Source organism: Exiguobacterium sp. R-17, from assembly GCF_049913315.1.
In the GTDB taxonomy this organism is placed as follows: Bacteria; Bacillota; Bacilli; order Exiguobacteriales; family Exiguobacteriaceae; genus Exiguobacterium_A.
Genome location: NZ_CP184372.1, coordinates 2262455 through 2279113 on the forward strand (window position 1 = coordinate 2262455; position 16659 = coordinate 2279113).

A 16659-nucleotide genomic window follows, 5' to 3' on the forward strand; every position below is an offset into this window, starting at 1 on the left:
GTGCTCCCTGACGAGTTCACGGTTGTTACCGACTGGTTCGCACCTTCCACCAGCTCTCTTGACGGCACCTTTCCCCTACTACTTCAGTTCCATGCATTTGACTATCTTTTTCTAGTGTAATCTGTTTCTTCCTCAAGCGTCAACGCTTCCGTAAAATTTCCTCGATTTCTGCGTGTGATTGCGCGACATGATCCGCTTGCTCTAAGCGTTGCGTTGGCATCCGGTCATCAAGAAGCGCAATCACTTCCATGCCTGCTGCTTTCGCACCAATCATCCCGTTCGCAGCGTCTTCAATGACGAGACAGTTCTCGGGTGCGTGTCCAATCCGCTCTGCCGCAAGTCGAAAAATCGCGGGATCCGGTTTCGAACGGATGACTTCTTCTCCACTGACGTAGTGCGTGATCGGAAGCCCATAATGACGGATGACACGTTCGATTTTCTGAAGTGAACTCGAAGAAGCAATGCCGATATCGTAACCAAGAGTCGCCGCTTGTTCGATGACTTGTGTGACGCCTTTTTTTAATCCACACTCTTCCGGCTTTGCATGAATTTGAAACAAGCGATGTTCTTCCTCAAGCAACGCACTAGCTGTTTCTTTCAGCTGATGCTGGGCGACGAGTTCTTCCCACATTTCATCTCCTGTTTTTCCCATGAACGTCGCATACTGAACCGGATCAAGCGGAATCGATAACCTTTTGAACATCTGTTGATGCACTTCAAAGTAGCGAATCTCACTATCTAAGATAACCCCGTCCATATCAAAAATCAGACCGCGTTTTTTCACGATAACTCCCCCTTTATTGATCGATCCTGACTTCAGCATATCAAAAAAACGACTACACGATGTAGTCGTTTTCATACTCTCATTATCTATTTAACTAGTTGCCACCTGAATACCAGCTTGTCGATACGCCGGAAAATAATCGGAATCAGCATTTGATCCGTATCGTATGCAGAGCAAATCATATAGTGATGGCTGCAGGATGGATTTTCCTTGATGATACTCAAATAGTCGATATCCAGTGTAACGGCATTTACTCTCAAAAAGACTATCCCGTTCTTGATACCCGCCCCCAAGATGTTGTTCGACGAGTCCCCGTGCTTTTGCCTGAAGAATTGCTTCGTACTCAAGTCGCTGATTCGGGAACATCTTCGCTTCATCCCGCTTACAGCCGATCAAATGACCGTGGGCGTATTCTTTTCCAAGCAATACGAAGTATCCTCCAACCGCTTTTCCGTCGATTTCCGCCATCAGTAATAAGGGCTCACAAAGTGGGTTCGTCTCCATCAATTGCTCAAAATACGTCGCGGTAAAATAATAATGAGCCGAGGCATTCTTCCGGTCCATCGTTTCATGATACAACGCTAAAAAAACAGGTAGATCGTCCCGTGTTCCTGTTCTGACGGTTAAGGGTGAAGCAAGCGATTTACGAATCATGCTTCTCGTCTTCTTATGAAATGTCTGCATGATATCTTCAAGTGAAGGACGCAAATCAATACTCGTCGTATGACGGATGAAGGAAACTTTTGTCCAGTCCTGCATAAACCGTTCATTACCTGTTAATGGATTAAAGCGGATCATTTCCGAGACGATCGATTCTTGCTCCGCCCACCTCTCAAAGGATAAACGAGCCTGCTGGATCTCGGACGCAGTCAGTCGACCGATGATTTCCGGTCCGCCATAGCCGTACGGGGTAATGAGATCTGAATAAGGCGTATCAAAAATACGACGCTTCAAAAAAGGATAAAACAGTGTCCCTGCATGACCTTCATAAAGAAATAATACCGCTTGCTCAGACGGTCTAGCGTTGAGCGTGACGTATTGGTGACTATAGAAGATATCAAGAGGCTGTTTCTGTACGTGTGTCGTCCAAGTTGCGGCATCTGTGATGAATTGACACCTTTCCATCCGTGCACCTCCAGTCAAAAAGAAGCAACGTTCATATGACCTTTCTTTTCAAGTTCTTGATTAGAAAGTACCCGTTTCTTTGCCGAAATATTCCATATTATTAAATGTTTGTTTTATAATTTTCGAACGAATGATGTAACAAAAGACAGCTGATCTATTGTCCGCTGTCTCACAAGATAAAGCTCATGATGTGGTTTTAGGAATAGCACGAAGGAAGACAACTCCTGCTAACAGGATCAATCCAATTAAGGTCAAGAAAACTGCTGACATACCTGATAAATCGTAGATCAAACCTCCAACTGTCGGACTGATCATCCGTCCTGCTGAAGCAGCGATATTAACGTATCCTTGGAATTCTCCTTCTTTTCCGATTGGCGCAAGTCGCGCCGCCATTGCAGGAACCGCTGGCCAGATGAACATCTCACCGATTGTCAGAATGATCATCGCCACGAGGAACATCTTGAAGCCGCCTGCAAACGGAACAATCAGATAAGAGAGAAGGAAGATGCCTGTCCCGGTCATCAGTTGGCGTTTCAAATCATCTCCAAACCAACGAAGAATTGGTGTTAATAAAGGTTGTGCGAACACGATAAGCGCTCCATTGATTGTCCAAAGAATCGAGTACTCGGAAATCGTGACACCGAGCGATTTCGTATGGACAGCAAAGGTCCCTTGCCATTGCACATAAACGAACCAAAGTAAGGCATAACCGATCGAAACGAGCAACATCGTCCGTGCGGATCCGCGCGAAAGTGGTGTGCGTGTCGTTTCGATCTCGTCATGTGCCGCATGCATCCGCGCTGGCGCCTGAATCCAGGACAAACCGACAAACAAAATGATGGCAAAGACGATATAGAGAACGAGATTGGCGATGAAGATGTACTGAATCGAAAAAGCAGCAATTTGACCACTAACAGCTGTCCCGAGGGCTACACCGACGTTTTGCGCGACATAGATCGCATTAAAGGCGCGGCGTCCGCCTTCCGGCCAGATGACGCCCGTCATTGCGTAGATCGTTGGGAAAACCATCCCACCGACGAATCCAATCAATCCAAGCATCGCGACGTATCCAATATACGTCTGATGAAATAGCAACAAGCCGACGGAAGACAGGACAAGTCCGATGACACTGATGACAAGCGTCTTCTTTCCGCCGAGTCGGTCAAACGCTTTTCCGCCTAAGTAGTTCCCAACGATTGCTAAGGCTGAGTTGACGAATAACGCCATTCCGGCTTTTGTCATCGACTCCCCTAAATATTCATGAATATATAATGTATTGAACGGCCATAAAAAAGAGGATCCCGTCGTATTGATGGCCATCGCAAGGACGAGGATCCAGACCGCTTTTGGTAATTTTGGCATACCTTTGGTCCTCCTATTTCATTCTCAACCTTGCCACTTTACGCAATCCCTCCCCCGCCTGTCAAGCCACTTCACTTTTCGTCAATGACTCAAAAGATGGTATAATGCAGGAGGAATCATACATACGATGATCATGTATAAAGAGAAAAACAGCCCATAGGAACAGGAGTCTATGCCATGTCACTTGCCCGTGTACTACCTTATACGAAACAATTACTGGAGTCCGTCATCGAACCTGGTGACTGCGTCGTCGATATGACTGCCGGAAATGGACATGATACTCAGTTCTTAGCAGAATGCGTCGGTCCAGAAGGTAGAGTCCTTGCGTTCGACGTCCAAGCTCAAGCCATCGAGGAATCGACACGACGTCTCGACGAAGCCGGAATGTTAGAACGCGTCGATCTTTATCACGAAAGTCACATCCATGTTGGTGCGCGTCTTTCGGACGAACGACGGCCTGTTCGTGCCGGCGTCTTCAATCTCGGATACTTGCCTGGAAGTGATAAATCGATCACGACGACAGGTGAAGAGACGCTTGAAGCACTCGACGCTCTCCTCCCGGTACTTGCACCTGGTGGTCTTGTCGTCCTTGTCGTCTATCACGGTCATCTTGAAGGAAAACGGGAACGCGATGCTGTCCTAGATTACGTCACAGCCCTTGATCAGCAAGGTTATGCCGTTCTTCAGTACCGCTTCTTGAATCAACAGAATCATCCACCGTTCATCATCGCGATCGAGAAAAAAGTGCGCTGACAGTAGAAATAAAGAAGTGATGGCTTCCGCTATGGAAACCATCACTTCTTTCATTCTTCGACTAATTTAAAAAACAACAATAATTTTTCCGCAAACCGTGTATTCAACCGTTCAAAGCTGAAATGCGGGAAACCGTGTAGACGTTGTAAGTAAATCTGATCGCCACCCATTTTCCGACATACTTCGAGTGTCAGTTTGACGTCTGCGAACTGATCGTCTGGTGCATAAAAACAAGCCAAGTTTACACGAGGCAGTTTTTTTCGTTCCTCGTCATGTACGACGATCTCTTCTTCGATTTCCCGGTACTGCGCATACGTCAGTTCACCGATGCGAACGGTATCTTCCGTACTTTGACCAAACGGCAACGTACCGAGTGGCGCATCGGGACGGAAACGATCAAACGCACTCGCGAAGACTTGTTTGACACCTCCGAGTTGTTTCGACGGATGCCAATCAAACAATGGTGAAACGAACGCAAGACTTGCGACTGGTAGTTCATATTCTTGCAACAGACGATTGACGACGAGTGCCCCCATGCTACAGGCGATGATATGAATCGGTAGCTTTCGTTTTCCTGCTTCGCGTAATGCTTCTTTTAACAGTTGACCGTGCTCTTCAAACGAAATGCGACGTGGTGCGTCGACGAGTAGCACTTCATACTCTCTTTCGAGTACTCGAATCAAAGCTTCACTCGGACGGGCACGCAGTTGTAACGGATAGACTAATACGATGATTCCTGTTGGTTGTTCAACCACAAACTCACCTCTTCACTTCATACTTCCTTTTCACGATACCTTATTTCAAACGCAAACGAAACCGTCCCGAGACGGATTTCACGAGGCAACATGGCGAAGACGAACGACTGATTCCGCTTGCCCAAACACTTCTTCCGTCATCTCACTAAGTTCTTCAAAACCAAATGAGGTCAGGAATTGACGCGCTTTATAGTTACGTGCTTCCACGTAGACTTCGAGTGGGACGGCTCCTTGTCGTTCGAGTTCACGAATCAGACGTCTTCCGATTCCGTTTTGCTGATATTCCGGCAAGACGTAAAGCCGAATGATCTCCCATGTTCCTTCGACATCAATAGCATGAATGAAACCGACGATTTCCTCGTCGATGATTCCGACATAAAAATACTCTCCCCGTGCTTCTTCCGCCGTCCGGATCGCACGAACGACTTCTTCTTGCGGATACGCCTCCTGCACGAAATGCGCTTTCGAACGTTCGGAATAGATTTCTTCATACGTATCCAACCAAGATGTGATAGCAATGTCATGAATACGTCCTGCATCAGCTGGAATAGCTTCGCGTATTTCCATAATCGGAACCCCCCTTTATACTCATACAAATCGACTCATGTACTTTTACCCTTTTCTAGAAAAAACATTCGTTTCCTGCAAAGTTCCGCGGAAACAAAAAAGCCCGAAAACCCACGTAGGATTTCCGGACTTTTTGATTATGCGAAACGTTTTGCTTGTTCTTCAAGAACTGCTGCTTTATCTGTTTGCTCCCATGGAAGCTCAACATCTGTACGACCGAAGTGACCGTATGCAGCTGTTTGACGATAGATCGGACGACGGAGATCAAGCATGTTGATGATTCCAGCCGGACGAAGATCGAAGTTTTCAGCAACCAATTCGACGAGTTGTGCTTCAGGAAGTTTTCCTGTGCCGAATGTATCAACTGCGATTGATACAGGGTGCGCGACACCGATTGCGTACGCAAGTTGAACTTCTGCTTTGTCTGCAAGACCTGCAGCAACGAGGTTCTTCGCGACGTAACGTGCTGCGTATGCAGCTGAACGGTCGACTTTTGTTGGATCTTTACCTGAGAATGCTCCACCGCCGTGGCGTGCGTATCCACCATACGTATCAACGATGATCTTACGACCAGTCAATCCAGCATCTCCTTGTGGTCCGCCAATGACGAAACGACCAGTTGGGTTGATGAAGAATTTCGTTGCTGCGTCGATGTATTCAGCCGGGATGACCGGTGTGATGACGTGTTCTTTCAAATCAGCTTGGATTTGCTCAAGCGTAACTTCTTCCGCATGTTGTGTCGAGATGACGATCGTATCGACACGAACCGGCTCGTTGTTCTCGTTGTATTCGACCGTGACTTGTGTTTTTCCGTCCGGACGAAGGTAGTCGAGTTGACCGTTTTTACGCACTTCTGCCAAACGGCGTGCGAGACGGTGCGAAAGCGAAATTGGAAGTGGCATGAGTTCTGGTGTTTCTTTCGTTGCGTAACCGAACATAAGACCTTGGTCTCCTGCACCGATTGCATCGATTTCTGCATCAGACATGCTACCTTCACGTGCTTCAAGCGCTTGGTCGACACCAAGAGCGATATCTGCTGATTGCTCATCGATCGATGTCAATACAGCACATGTATCCGCATCGAAACCGTATTTCGCGCGTGTGTAGCCGATTTCACGAATCGTTTCACGAACGACTTTTGGAATGTCGACGTAAGTGGATGTCGTGATCTCACCTGCAACGAGAACGAGACCTGTTGTAACAGAAGTTTCTGCCGCAACACGTGCATTTGGATCCGCTGCAAGAATCGCATCGAGGATTGAATCCGAAATTTGGTCACAGATTTTATCTGGATGACCTTCAGTGACTGACTCCGACGTGAATAGTCGGCGATTAAGGTTTGTCATGTATGACCCTCCCAAAAAAGAATTTGACGGTGTACTCATTTCCCCTAGTTGAGTGGGACGGTAAAATGAAAAAAACCTTTCCAAGTCCAAAAAATGGTCAGGGAAAGGTTGTGCGTTCTTCCTTTACCCTCTTATCGTTCGAAGTGTTTACTTCGCTTCAGGAGAGCACCTTTTCCCTCATTAATATATGAATTAATGTAGGACGGTTGCCGGGTTTCTTCGGGCCTTGTTCCCTCCACCTGCTCAGAATAAGAGTATCCGTTACGAATTACATGATATAAAGTTGTACCTACTCTGTCAAGCAAGGTTTCAAATTCTAGTCGAAACTTTTTAAAAGAGATGTTAAACTATTAATGCTGAAAGCGTTTCCAGATAAATAGAAATCAGCACTAGAAAATGATTGCGCTCCCTTTAGTATGTCATATATAATGAATGTGTCATACTAAATGCAGTGAGCCAAAACCAACGTAGGGGAAAGGTGGGGTCAGGATGCCGATGACGGTCCTGAATATCGAAGAACTACTCAAGAAAGAGCATGTGTTCAAACAACTATCTGTTGCTGAACTTGTCGAACATGCGATTCGAAACGAAGAAGGTGTCCTTGCTGAGAACGGCGCACTATCTGTAGAAACGGGGAAATTTACAGGTCGTTCACCAAAAGATAAGTTCATCGTCCGTGATTCTTCCTGCGAGTCTCACATCGATTGGGGTCATGTTAACCAACCGATGGATGGAGACAAATTTGAACAATTGTTACAAAAGGTTCTTCGTTACATGAACGAAGCCGATCAGCTCTACTACACAGAAGCTGCTGCTGGGGCAGATACGCACTTCACCCTTCCGGTTCGTGTGCTCACACAATACGCTTGGCATAACCTGTTTGCCAAACAACTCTTTTTACGCGAGTATCCTGAAGTGGCTGCCTTCGAACCGTTCACGGTCGTCTACGCGCCACATTTCAAAGCAGATCCTACCGTTGACGGAACGAATTCCGAGACATTCATCGCCATGTCGTTTGAACACCGGATCGTCTTGATCGGCGGAACCGAATATGCGGGCGAAATCAAAAAATCGATTTTTTCCGTCATGAACTACCTCTTACCACAAGAAAATGTCCTTTCGATGCACTGTTCAGCAAACGTCGGACACGAAGGCGACGTCGCCTTGTTCTTCGGTCTATCCGGTACTGGTAAGACCACCCTGTCAGCAGACGATAGCCGTCAATTGATCGGTGACGATGAGCATGGTTGGTCGCATGACGGCGTCTTCAACATTGAAGGTGGATGTTATGCGAAGACGGTCAATCTGTCACGCGAAAAAGAACCGCAAATTTTTGATGCGATCCGTTTCGGAACTGTCCTTGAAAACGTCGTGCTCGATGAATCTCGTCATCCTGATTACGATGACACATCGTTGACAGAAAATACACGTGCTGCTTATCCGATCACAGCGATCGATAACATCGCTGTTCCATCACGGGCTGGTCATCCGAAGACGATTGTCTTCTTGACGGCTGATGCGTATGGCGTCTTGCCTCCGATCAGTAAATTGACGAAAGAACAAGCGATGTATCATTTCCTATCAGGTTATACATCAAAACTTGCTGGAACAGAGCGTGGTATCACGGAACCGGAAGCAACGTTCTCGACATGCTTCGGTTCACCATTTCTTCCACTGATACCTGAAAAGTATGCGACGATGCTCGGAGAACTGATTGATCGTCACGGTGTGACCGTTTATCTCGTCAACACAGGCTGGACAGGCGGTGCTTACGGGACAGGTAGTCGAATGAAGCTATCGTATACACGGACGATGGTCAACGCTGCCGTCAACGGAACACTTGCAGCGATTCCAACAGAAAAGCACCCAATCTTCGGACTTCATATGCCACTTGAAGTTCCTGGTGTTCCAAGTGAATTACTCAATCCGGTACGCGTCTGGTCAAATCCTGACGAATACAACACACAAGCGCGTTCGCTTGCTGAGAAATTCCAACATAATTTCCTTCGTTTCGAAAGTGCGACGGATGCGATCAAGTCAGCAGGTCCATGTCTATAAAAAAAAAGAGCCTCAGGGCTCTTTTTTTTATAGAATGGCATCTGTCTCTTCTTGAAGATGCATCTCTTTTTGCATAAGCCACTCCTGACTTTCCGTCAGTAACGCATATGCTCGCGGAAGTGATACACCTAACCGTTGACTGAGCAATTCGAACTGTTCGAAATCACCGCGATCTGCGCTGATCGCAAGCACTAGACAATCCCGGAACGGATGGTCTTTTCCTTGGAGGACAATCTTCAAGGAATCCTCGATTGGCAATTGATCGATGATGTCGTCAATATCAACGGACAATAACGCATCGATATGCGATAACAAGCCGATCATATAGGCACTCTCTTGTTGCAGCGTCCTTGTTTCTGTTGCAAACAACTCACAGAGCTTTGCGCAATGTAAGGAAGAACGCAGCAACTCATTCGACCATTCATAAGGACTTGCGAGCTTCATTTCACGTAAGACAATCAACGAAATCCAGCTTTTAAGTTGAGCGAAGCCAAGTAGTGAGATCGCTTGACGAACGGAACTAACTGTATTGCGTAATCCCACTCCCGGAGAATTGATTAGTTGTAATACCTGGATGCTGATATACGGATTGGCTTCGATTTCATCAATGACTTCATCGTACTTCTCATCCGTATCAAGCCACTTCAGCATCTTTAACAACACCGGCAATTGTGGTGGAACAGCTTTCCCTTTCATCAGCATCGGTTTAGCATAAAAATAGCCTTGGAACCAGTCATACCCCATATCAAGACAACGTGTATGATCCTCGTGCGTCTCGACACGTTCAGCAAGCATCTTAATATGAGGATAATTACGTCGAACGATATGCAAAATGGCACTTTGCTCGCGAGGGGAAATTGCCTCGATGTCGATTTTAATTAAATCAATCAACGCAAACAATTCCGCTCCGTGCTGTCGAAGTAAATCTGTCACAAAATCATCAAGTGCTAATGTGAAGCCTGCTTCTTTCCAACTATGCAGAACCGACAACATTTCAGTATCAATATCAACTGTCTCTAAAATTTCAATGACGAATCGGTTAGGATCTAAATAATGAATCAGATCACTTTTCAACAAATCTGACGTAAAGTTGACGAAAAGTTTTTTTCCTTCCGCGACATGTTCCACCCCCATATGGACGAGTGTATTCGTCAATACATCCATCGTCGCTAAATCCCCATCAAAAATAGTCATTTGTTCAATCGAACGATACAATAATTCAAATGCATCAATTGATCCAACTCGATTAACGATGGGTTGACGTGCTAATAAGATATCCATCGTTCTCCTGCCCCCTCCATTGTCCTCAGATGGTTTCTATTATATCAAAGTTTACTTTTTAGGAGATTATTGTTTTTTACAATGTATCAATGGTCTGTTTTTTCAATCTCTATGCTTCATCTTCCAAAATACAAAAAGCAATACGACAAACGTCGTATTGCTTGAATCATGTATCATATCGGTTCCAAATGCCTGTCTCGAACCAAGTCAAAATATCACGCGTCACACGTAATTTTTCATGGATCGGGAACTGATGTGCATACGCATAAGTCTGAAGCAGGGTTTGGTCGGGATGACGTGCAGCATAAGCCGTCGCATGTCGTAAACGAACGTTCTCATCATACGCACCGTGAATCAATAATACTTCACCTTGAGGAGCGACATGAAGCGGCGAGCGCACCTTATACGCCTCAGGTACGGTGTCTGGTGTCCCCCCCGTATAGCGACGCAACATTTTTTGCATCGTCTTCTGCTCCTCGTAGGTCCATGTCAACTCGGTCACGCCTGCCCACGACACCGTCCGCGAAACTGGACGATGATGAGCCAGGAGTAATGCCATTTGCCCCCCACGAGAAAATCCGAATGCATGAACATGCGAGACACGTTGTTGCAACCAATCGAAAGCACTGCATGCGTCTTCGACATCCCGATGTCCGAAATCTTCTTTTCCTGTTCCGCCTAAGTTTCCCCGATAGAAAGGTGCCATGACGAAAAAACCAGCCTGCGCGAACGCGAGCAGCCGTGTCGGTCGAACCATTCCGATAGATCGTGTGCCACCTCGCAAGTAGAGAATCCCCTGTCCGTTCGCGACTTGCGGAAGTACGATATAGGCACCGACGCGCTCCCCGTCTGTCGTCGTATAGAACATCCGAAACGTCCGAAACGGACCTTGCCGCGGAAGTTCAAACCAATCGGCGTTCGCTAAGTACACGGAGTGTCTCCGGAAGGACGCGGTCCTTCATCATGAAACTGTATTGTCGGTTCGTATCGAGACGATCAGGGAGTTCCTCGAACAGAAAAGCACCATCTGTTTCATCTACAGCCAAATGGGATGACAGCGATTCGATTTGCGCGAAGTAGATATTTTTAATGATCGTATCCCCTTTTCCGGCAACACGATATTGCCCGATGTACTTCAAGGAATCGATTTTTCCGCCTGTCTCTTCCATCACTTCACGACGTGCGGCTTCTTCTGCCGTTTCACCCGGTTCAACCTTCCCACCCGGAAATTCATATCCGCGTTGCTTATGATGGGTCAGCAACCATTTCCCTTCGTACACGGCAATGACCCACACATGTAGAGGGCGATCCGAGAACGGATGGTCCTCAAAACTTAACTCCACTTGATTTTGATAATAATCCAAGAATGTAATCACGTACGTGCACCTCATTTCTTCTTCTAACTTCACTTTACCTGTTTCACGGGTATTCTAAAAGTGAAAACGCTAGGATTGCCTATAAATCTGGAAAATGATTACTCGTCCTCATCTCGTGAACGTAAAAAAAACAGCCGATGTTCCACTAAGGAACAATCGACTGTCGTTTTGTATTACTTCAAACGTGCTTCGAGTTCTGCTTTTTCTGCTTCGAATCCTGGTTTTCCAAGAAGAGCGAACATATTTTTCTTGTACGCTTCGACGCCTGGCTGATCGAATGGATTTACTCCAAGGAGGTAACCACTCATCGCACATGCTTTTTCGAAGAAGTAGAACAGGAATCCGAGGTGATACGGTGTCATCTCTGGAAGTTCGACTGTCAGGTTCGGAACTTGTCCGTCCGTGTGCGCAAGCAATGTGCCTTCTGCTGCCTTATCGTTGACGAACTGAATCGATTTTCCTGCGAGGAAGTTCAATCCATCAAGGTCCTGGGCGTCTTCTTCAATCGTCAACGCGTGACGCGCTTGTCCGACTTTAATGACTGTCTCAAACAGATCACGACGACCTTCTTGGACATATTGTCCCATTGAATGAAGATCGGTCGAGAAATCAACTGCTGCTGGGAAGATCCCTTTGAAGTCTTTTCCTTCAGATTCGCCGTACAATTGCTTCCACCACTCTGATACGTAATGAAGTGCTGGTTCGTAGTTGACGAGTAGCTCGATCGTTTTCCCTTTCGCATACAATGCATTTCGGACGACTGCGTATTGGTACGCTTCGTTGTCAGCTAAGTTTTCGCTCGCGTAGCGCTCTTGTGCGTCACGTGCCCCTTGCATTAACTCTTCGATCGAAATTCCTGCTGCTGCGATCGGTAATAGACCAACTGGCGTTAACACAGAGAAACGTCCGCCGACATCATCTGGAATAACGAATGTTTCGTATCCTTCAGAATCTGCGAGTGTTTTTAATGCACCGCGGGCTTTGTCCGTTGTTGCGTAAATCCGGTGTTTCGCTTCTGCTTTACCGTACTTTTCTTCCATGAATGCTTTCAAGAGACGGAACGAGATTGCTGGTTCTGTCGTCGTACCTGATTTCGAGATAATGTTGACCGATACATCTTTTCCTTCAAGTACTTCAAATAAATCATGCAGATACGTTGATGAGATATTATGCCCTGCATAGATGATTTGTGGTGCTTTACGCTCGTCTTTTGATAACAAGTTATGGAATGAGTGTCCAAGCATCTCGATTGCCGCACGTGCACCGAGATACGAACCGCCGATTCCGACGACTAGCAACACATCAGAATCCGACTTGATTTTTTCTGCAGACGCTTGGATACGTGCAAACTCCGCTTGATCGTAGTTCGTCGGAAGATCTACCCATCCTAAGAAATCACTTCCTGCACCTGTTCCTGCATGAATCGCATGGTGGAGCGTCTTTACGGTCTCCGTCATGTGATCTACTTCATGTTGACCTACGAATTGTAGGGCTTTCGAATAATCAAAACGTACTGTTGACATGCCATCGTCCTCCTTATTCATTCGCAACGAAATGCGACCTTCCTTTTCATTAAAACGCAAGAAGGAAGGTCGTTCAAGTCTTTTGTGAAAAGATTAGCAAATGTTATGAGTTGTTATAGGGCAGCTGTCACGATTTGACGAACATCCTCGTTTCCGAGTGATTTGAAGTTTCCGAAGTCGCCGCGAGTCATTGCTGACTTGACGATTGAATCGACTGTATCTTCTTTGATGTCGTAATCCGCAAGACGGTTTGGTGCGCCGAGTGATGTCCAGAAAGCACTAATCGCGTCGATTGTCGCGAGTGCTGCTTCCATCTCTGATTTCCCTTCCGTGTCGACGTTAAAGACGTTCTCACCGAGTGTGACGAAACGATGTGCATTTGATTCGTCGAGTACGTGGCGCATCCAGTTCGGGAAGAGAATGGCAAGTCCACCCGCATGTGGGATGTCATGAACAGCCGAGACAGCATGTTCGATGTTGTGTGATGCCCAGTCGCCGCGTGCTCCCATTTGAAGAACACCGTTGAGCGCCATCGTACCAGCGAAGAGAATTGTTCCACGAAGTTCCACGTTTTCGAGATCGTTAACGAGTTTTGGTGCTGCTTCGACGACTGCTTTCATGACACCTTCTGTCATGCGTTCTTGAACCGGTGCATGTGCAGGATGGAAGTATTGTTCGAGACAGTGACTCATCATATCGACGATACCGTAGATCGTTTGATCTTTCGGTACGCTGACTGTGTATTTTGGATCAAGAATTGAGAATGTTGGGTACGTAAGCGGACTACCCCAACCATATTTCTCTTGTGTTTTCCAGTTCGTGATGACCGATCCTGAGTTCATCTCAGAACCTGTCGCTGCAAGCGTCAAGACTGTTCCGAATGGAATGACTGTTTTTGGTGTCGCTTTACCGATGACGAGATCCCATGCTTCGCCTTCATACGGGATACCTGCTGCGATCAATTTCGTGCAGTCGATGACAGAACCGCCACCAAGTGCAAGTAGTGCGTCAACGCCTGCTTCACGTGCAATTTTAATTCCGCGTTCTGCAGTTTCGATGCGCGGGTTCGGTTCGACACCGTCGCATTCGACGTACTCGATTCCTGCCGCATTGAGTTCACGTGTGACATCATCATAGACGCCGTTACGTTTAATACTTCCGCCGCCAAAGACAAGCATGACTTTCTTCGCACCAAGTGACTCGAGTTGTGGTTTCAGTTGGCTGACTTGACCGTCACCAAAAATAAGTCTTGTTGGATTGCGATATTCAAAGTTTTCCATCTGTGTTGCCTCCTCAATAAGTAATGAACACCTTACATTATCCACACATTCCCCTTTCGCATCTAATTTAATGCTTATTGTATGTAAAAATTGCGCAAAAAAAGAGAACCGACCGATGTCGATTCTCTCATGTGGCTTATTTTTGGAAGTTTGATTTTTCAATCCATTCTTCCAATTTACCTTTAAGAACGTTGAATCCAGGTGCTTCTTCTTGTTTGAAAGCAGGACCTGCATCGCGACGTCCAGCGTTTTTGCGTGGACCTTTCGCGCGTGCTTCACGTTTTGGAGCTTCCTGAGTTGCTTTGATCGAAAGCTTCATTTTTTTGTTAGCTTCGTCGATGTCGAGAACTTTAACAGTTACTTCATCGCCAACTTTTACGTAATCGTTAATGTCTTTTACGTAATCGTGTGAGATTTCTGAAATGTGGACGAGACCTTGTGTTTGCTCGTCAAGTGCTACGAAAGCACCGAAGTTTTGAATACCAGTTACTTTACCAGTAACGACTTGGTTTTTTTCAAAGTTTGCCATAATGTATACACTCCCTAACTAAATTCATCAACTTATAATAACACACTTTTCTTGTATCGTAAAAAATATTTTTGGAATTTGTTTATTTTTTATTTCACAAGGGAACATTTTAGTAGCAAGACTTCAAGTATTCCCCCTGATTCTGCCGAACTTTCCGAGTTCGGCCCTTTTTTTGTTCTTTTGTTGAATTGACCTAAAAAAAGAGATAAAGAAAAGTGATGTGAGCGACTTTCAAAACGCTCTAATAAAAACGGACAGTCTCGGTCTGCTCGCTTTCCGCGGACAAGCCCTCATGCCGCTTCAGATGCGTCGCATCTTCCAGGGTCATGACGACTTGTTTTTCCGCAGGAGTCGAGCAGAACCTCACCTGTCCTAGCGTAAAGGAAATATAGAGTAGAAGCAATCATCAATTATAGGTCATCGAATCCATTCGCATCCGTTACCTTCGCATATGAACGTGATTTTTGTTCGAAGAAGTCCGATTTCGTCGCGTTCATCGAATCATCTGAATATGCACGAATCCACGGCATGACGTCTTCGTCGTGTCCTTCGTAGAGGTCCGACAAACCGATGACGCGAAGGCGTTTGTTCGCAAGATATTTGACATAGTCACGCATTTCACTGACGTCCAGACCGTCTAGATCACGCAAGACATATTCGCTCCATTCGATTTCAAGATCCACGGCACGCTTGAACGTGTCATATACGAATTGTGTGAATGAGCCATCGGCATCAATTTCCGGATGCTCCGACAAGACAGCACGTAACAATTGGCTGATGAAGTACGAGTGTTGCAATTCATCACGTTGAATATAGCTGATCATCGTCGATGTTCCGACCATCTTCTGATGGCGCGCTAGATTATAGAAGAAAGCAAAGCCAGAATAGAAGTTGATCCCTTCAAGAACGATTGAAGCAACGAGTGATTTCGCGAAGTTCTCTGGTGTCCGGTCATTTTGGAAATCTTCGTATAAATCAAGAATGAATGCATTACGCTTCATGACCATATCATCGTCTTTTGCGATATCGAAAATCCGGTTTTGTTCAGCCAATGGAACTAAGCTGGATAAGACGTAGCTATACGATTGATTATGAACGACTTCCTGTTGTGCGATGATGGCGAGAATCGCATGAACGGATGAATCCGATGTGAACATCGCTGATTCTAAGATGTAGCGTGTCTGAACCGAGTCAAGGATCGAGAGTAGCCCAATGATTCGTTTGAATGCATCTTGTTCCCGTTCGCTCAATTGATTCCATTGTTGCATGTCTTTTGACATTGAAATCTCATCTGGAATCCAAAAGTTCGATAACAGTTGTTTGTAGATCGAATAAAACTGTGGATACGCAATGTCGTTCCAGTTGACGATGGCACTTGTTTCGCCACCGATGATCGCTGTCGCGCGATTTGGATGACGTGCATCAAGCAGTTTGATTTTTTGTAGCTGTTCCATGTGCTTCGACTCCTTCTTGCTGTAATTGAAGAATGGTCCGTCTTGTCCATTCCTTGACGAGATGCGGGCGATTGCGTGGTGACTGTTCGATTTTCAACAGTTCTCCGGCAAGCGGGACCCCAAATTTCGAGAGGTGATACGCCATCTCATCGACGGCGCGACAATATTTGACGAACATCTTATCCCCTGTTCCAAAAACAGCTGCCTGCGGAATCGCATGCGTGCTCTCCTTCAAAACCGTTCTAAGACAGTCGCGCATATCGTCGGGTAATTGCCCATCTCCCCACGTATACGAACCAAAATAGACGATATCATAAGGCATTAACTGATACGTCGTCACTTCGTCCGCAAACAACATCGTCGGCTCGATTCCCATCTCAGAACACGTCTTCGCGACGAGTTCTGCCACCTCCTCCGTGTTTCCACTCAATGACGCATATACGATTGCTGCCTTCATGATATCGTC

Annotated in this window: 16 protein-coding genes, 1 riboswitch and 1 other annotated feature (1 of these 18 running past the window's edge); of the genes, 2 read left to right on the forward strand and 14 right to left on the reverse strand. The window is 46.2% G+C overall.

Annotation, left to right across the window (positions count from 1 at the left end; genetic code table 11):
- Positions 1-101: a binding site (T-box leader), on the reverse strand (it extends 122 nt beyond the left edge of the window).
- Positions 102-139: 38 nt separating this feature from the next.
- The 3 genes from ACN9MT_RS11970 to ACN9MT_RS11980 all read right to left on the reverse strand — a co-directional run bounded on the left by ACN9MT_RS11970 (position 140) and on the right by ACN9MT_RS11980 (position 3271).
- Positions 140-784 carry an HAD family hydrolase gene (locus ACN9MT_RS11970; RefSeq protein WP_035406128.1) on the reverse strand — a complete coding sequence of 215 codons (645 nt, stop codon included), beginning with the start codon at positions 782-784 and terminating at the stop codon, positions 140-142.
- 90 nt (positions 785-874) lie between these two features.
- On the reverse strand, positions 875-1909 hold the full coding sequence (locus ACN9MT_RS11975) for a peptidoglycan bridge formation glycyltransferase FemA/FemB family protein (protein ID WP_290752134.1): 1035 nt from the start codon (positions 1907-1909) through the stop codon (positions 875-877).
- Positions 1910-2092: 183 nt separating this feature from the next.
- Entirely contained in the window at positions 2093-3271 is a 1179-nt protein-coding gene (locus tag ACN9MT_RS11980) for an MDR family MFS transporter (RefSeq protein ID WP_056062761.1), read from the reverse strand.
- Positions 3272-3427: 156 nt separating this feature from the next.
- On the opposite strand from ACN9MT_RS11980, the gene ACN9MT_RS11985 reads away from it, so the two are divergent.
- The gene (locus tag ACN9MT_RS11985) at positions 3428-4024 is read left to right on the forward strand and encodes a class I SAM-dependent methyltransferase (RefSeq protein ID WP_255344364.1); all 597 of its coding nucleotides are present in this window, start codon (positions 3428-3430) and stop codon (positions 4022-4024) included.
- Positions 4025-4074: 50 nt separating this feature from the next.
- Here ACN9MT_RS11985 and ACN9MT_RS11990 read toward each other — a convergent pair whose 3' ends face one another.
- The 3 genes from ACN9MT_RS11990 to metK form a co-directional block, all read right to left on the reverse strand.
- A complete protein-coding gene (locus ACN9MT_RS11990) occupies positions 4075-4779 on the reverse strand; it encodes a serine aminopeptidase domain-containing protein (protein ID WP_035406117.1) in 705 nt (234 codons plus the stop codon).
- Between the two features lie 78 nt (positions 4780-4857).
- On the reverse strand, positions 4858-5346 hold the full coding sequence (locus ACN9MT_RS11995; RefSeq protein WP_426272239.1) for a GNAT family N-acetyltransferase: 489 nt from the start codon (positions 5344-5346) through the stop codon (positions 4858-4860).
- Between the two features lie 137 nt (positions 5347-5483).
- A complete protein-coding gene (gene metK, locus ACN9MT_RS12000; RefSeq protein ID WP_023469108.1) occupies positions 5484-6692 on the reverse strand; it encodes a methionine adenosyltransferase in 1209 nt (402 codons plus the stop codon).
- A 128-nt stretch (positions 6693-6820) separates the two neighbouring features.
- A riboswitch (SAM riboswitch) is annotated at positions 6821-6947 on the reverse strand.
- 234 nt (positions 6948-7181) lie between these two features.
- Here metK and pckA point away from each other — a divergent pair.
- Positions 7182-8750 carry a phosphoenolpyruvate carboxykinase (ATP) gene (gene pckA / locus ACN9MT_RS12005; protein WP_426272240.1) on the forward strand — a complete coding sequence of 523 codons (1569 nt, stop codon included), beginning with the start codon at positions 7182-7184 and terminating at the stop codon, positions 8748-8750.
- A 27-nt stretch (positions 8751-8777) separates the two neighbouring features.
- Here the strand turns inward: pckA and ACN9MT_RS12010 are convergent, their stop codons facing one another.
- From ACN9MT_RS12010 to ACN9MT_RS12045, 8 genes are all read right to left on the reverse strand, one after another.
- A complete protein-coding gene (locus ACN9MT_RS12010; protein WP_290752142.1) occupies positions 8778-10031 on the reverse strand; it encodes an EAL and HDOD domain-containing protein in 1254 nt (417 codons plus the stop codon).
- Between the two features lie 166 nt (positions 10032-10197).
- The gene (locus ACN9MT_RS12015; RefSeq protein ID WP_052018981.1) at positions 10198-10962 is read right to left on the reverse strand and encodes an alpha/beta hydrolase family protein; all 765 of its coding nucleotides are present in this window, start codon (positions 10960-10962) and stop codon (positions 10198-10200) included.
- The gene (gene ytkD / locus ACN9MT_RS12020; protein WP_035406108.1) at positions 10934-11407 is read right to left on the reverse strand and encodes an RNA deprotection pyrophosphohydrolase; all 474 of its coding nucleotides are present in this window, start codon (positions 11405-11407) and stop codon (positions 10934-10936) included. Before ytkD ends, ACN9MT_RS12015 begins: the two co-directional genes overlap by 29 nt.
- A 173-nt stretch (positions 11408-11580) precedes the next feature.
- Positions 11581-12930 carry a glucose-6-phosphate isomerase gene (locus tag ACN9MT_RS12025; RefSeq protein WP_426272241.1) on the reverse strand — a complete coding sequence of 450 codons (1350 nt, stop codon included), beginning with the start codon at positions 12928-12930 and terminating at the stop codon, positions 11581-11583.
- Between the two features lie 113 nt (positions 12931-13043).
- Positions 13044-14210: an iron-containing alcohol dehydrogenase gene (locus ACN9MT_RS12030; RefSeq protein ID WP_426272242.1), complete on the reverse strand. Its 1167-nt coding sequence runs from the start codon at positions 14208-14210 to the stop codon at positions 13044-13046.
- 136 nt (positions 14211-14346) lie between these two features.
- Complete coding sequence (gene yugI, locus ACN9MT_RS12035; RefSeq protein WP_426272243.1) at positions 14347-14739, reverse strand: S1 domain-containing post-transcriptional regulator GSP13; 393 nt, start codon at positions 14737-14739, stop codon at positions 14347-14349.
- Between the two features lie 410 nt (positions 14740-15149).
- Positions 15150-16193 (reverse strand): ribonucleotide-diphosphate reductase subunit beta, encoded by a 1044-nt coding sequence (locus ACN9MT_RS12040; RefSeq protein WP_035406099.1) that lies wholly within the window; start codon positions 16191-16193, stop codon positions 15150-15152.
- Entirely contained in the window at positions 16162-16650 is a 489-nt protein-coding gene (locus ACN9MT_RS12045; RefSeq protein ID WP_056062771.1) for a flavodoxin domain-containing protein, read from the reverse strand. The genes ACN9MT_RS12040 and ACN9MT_RS12045 overlap by 32 nt, the downstream gene beginning before the upstream one ends.
- Positions 16651-16659 lie beyond the last annotated feature (9 nt).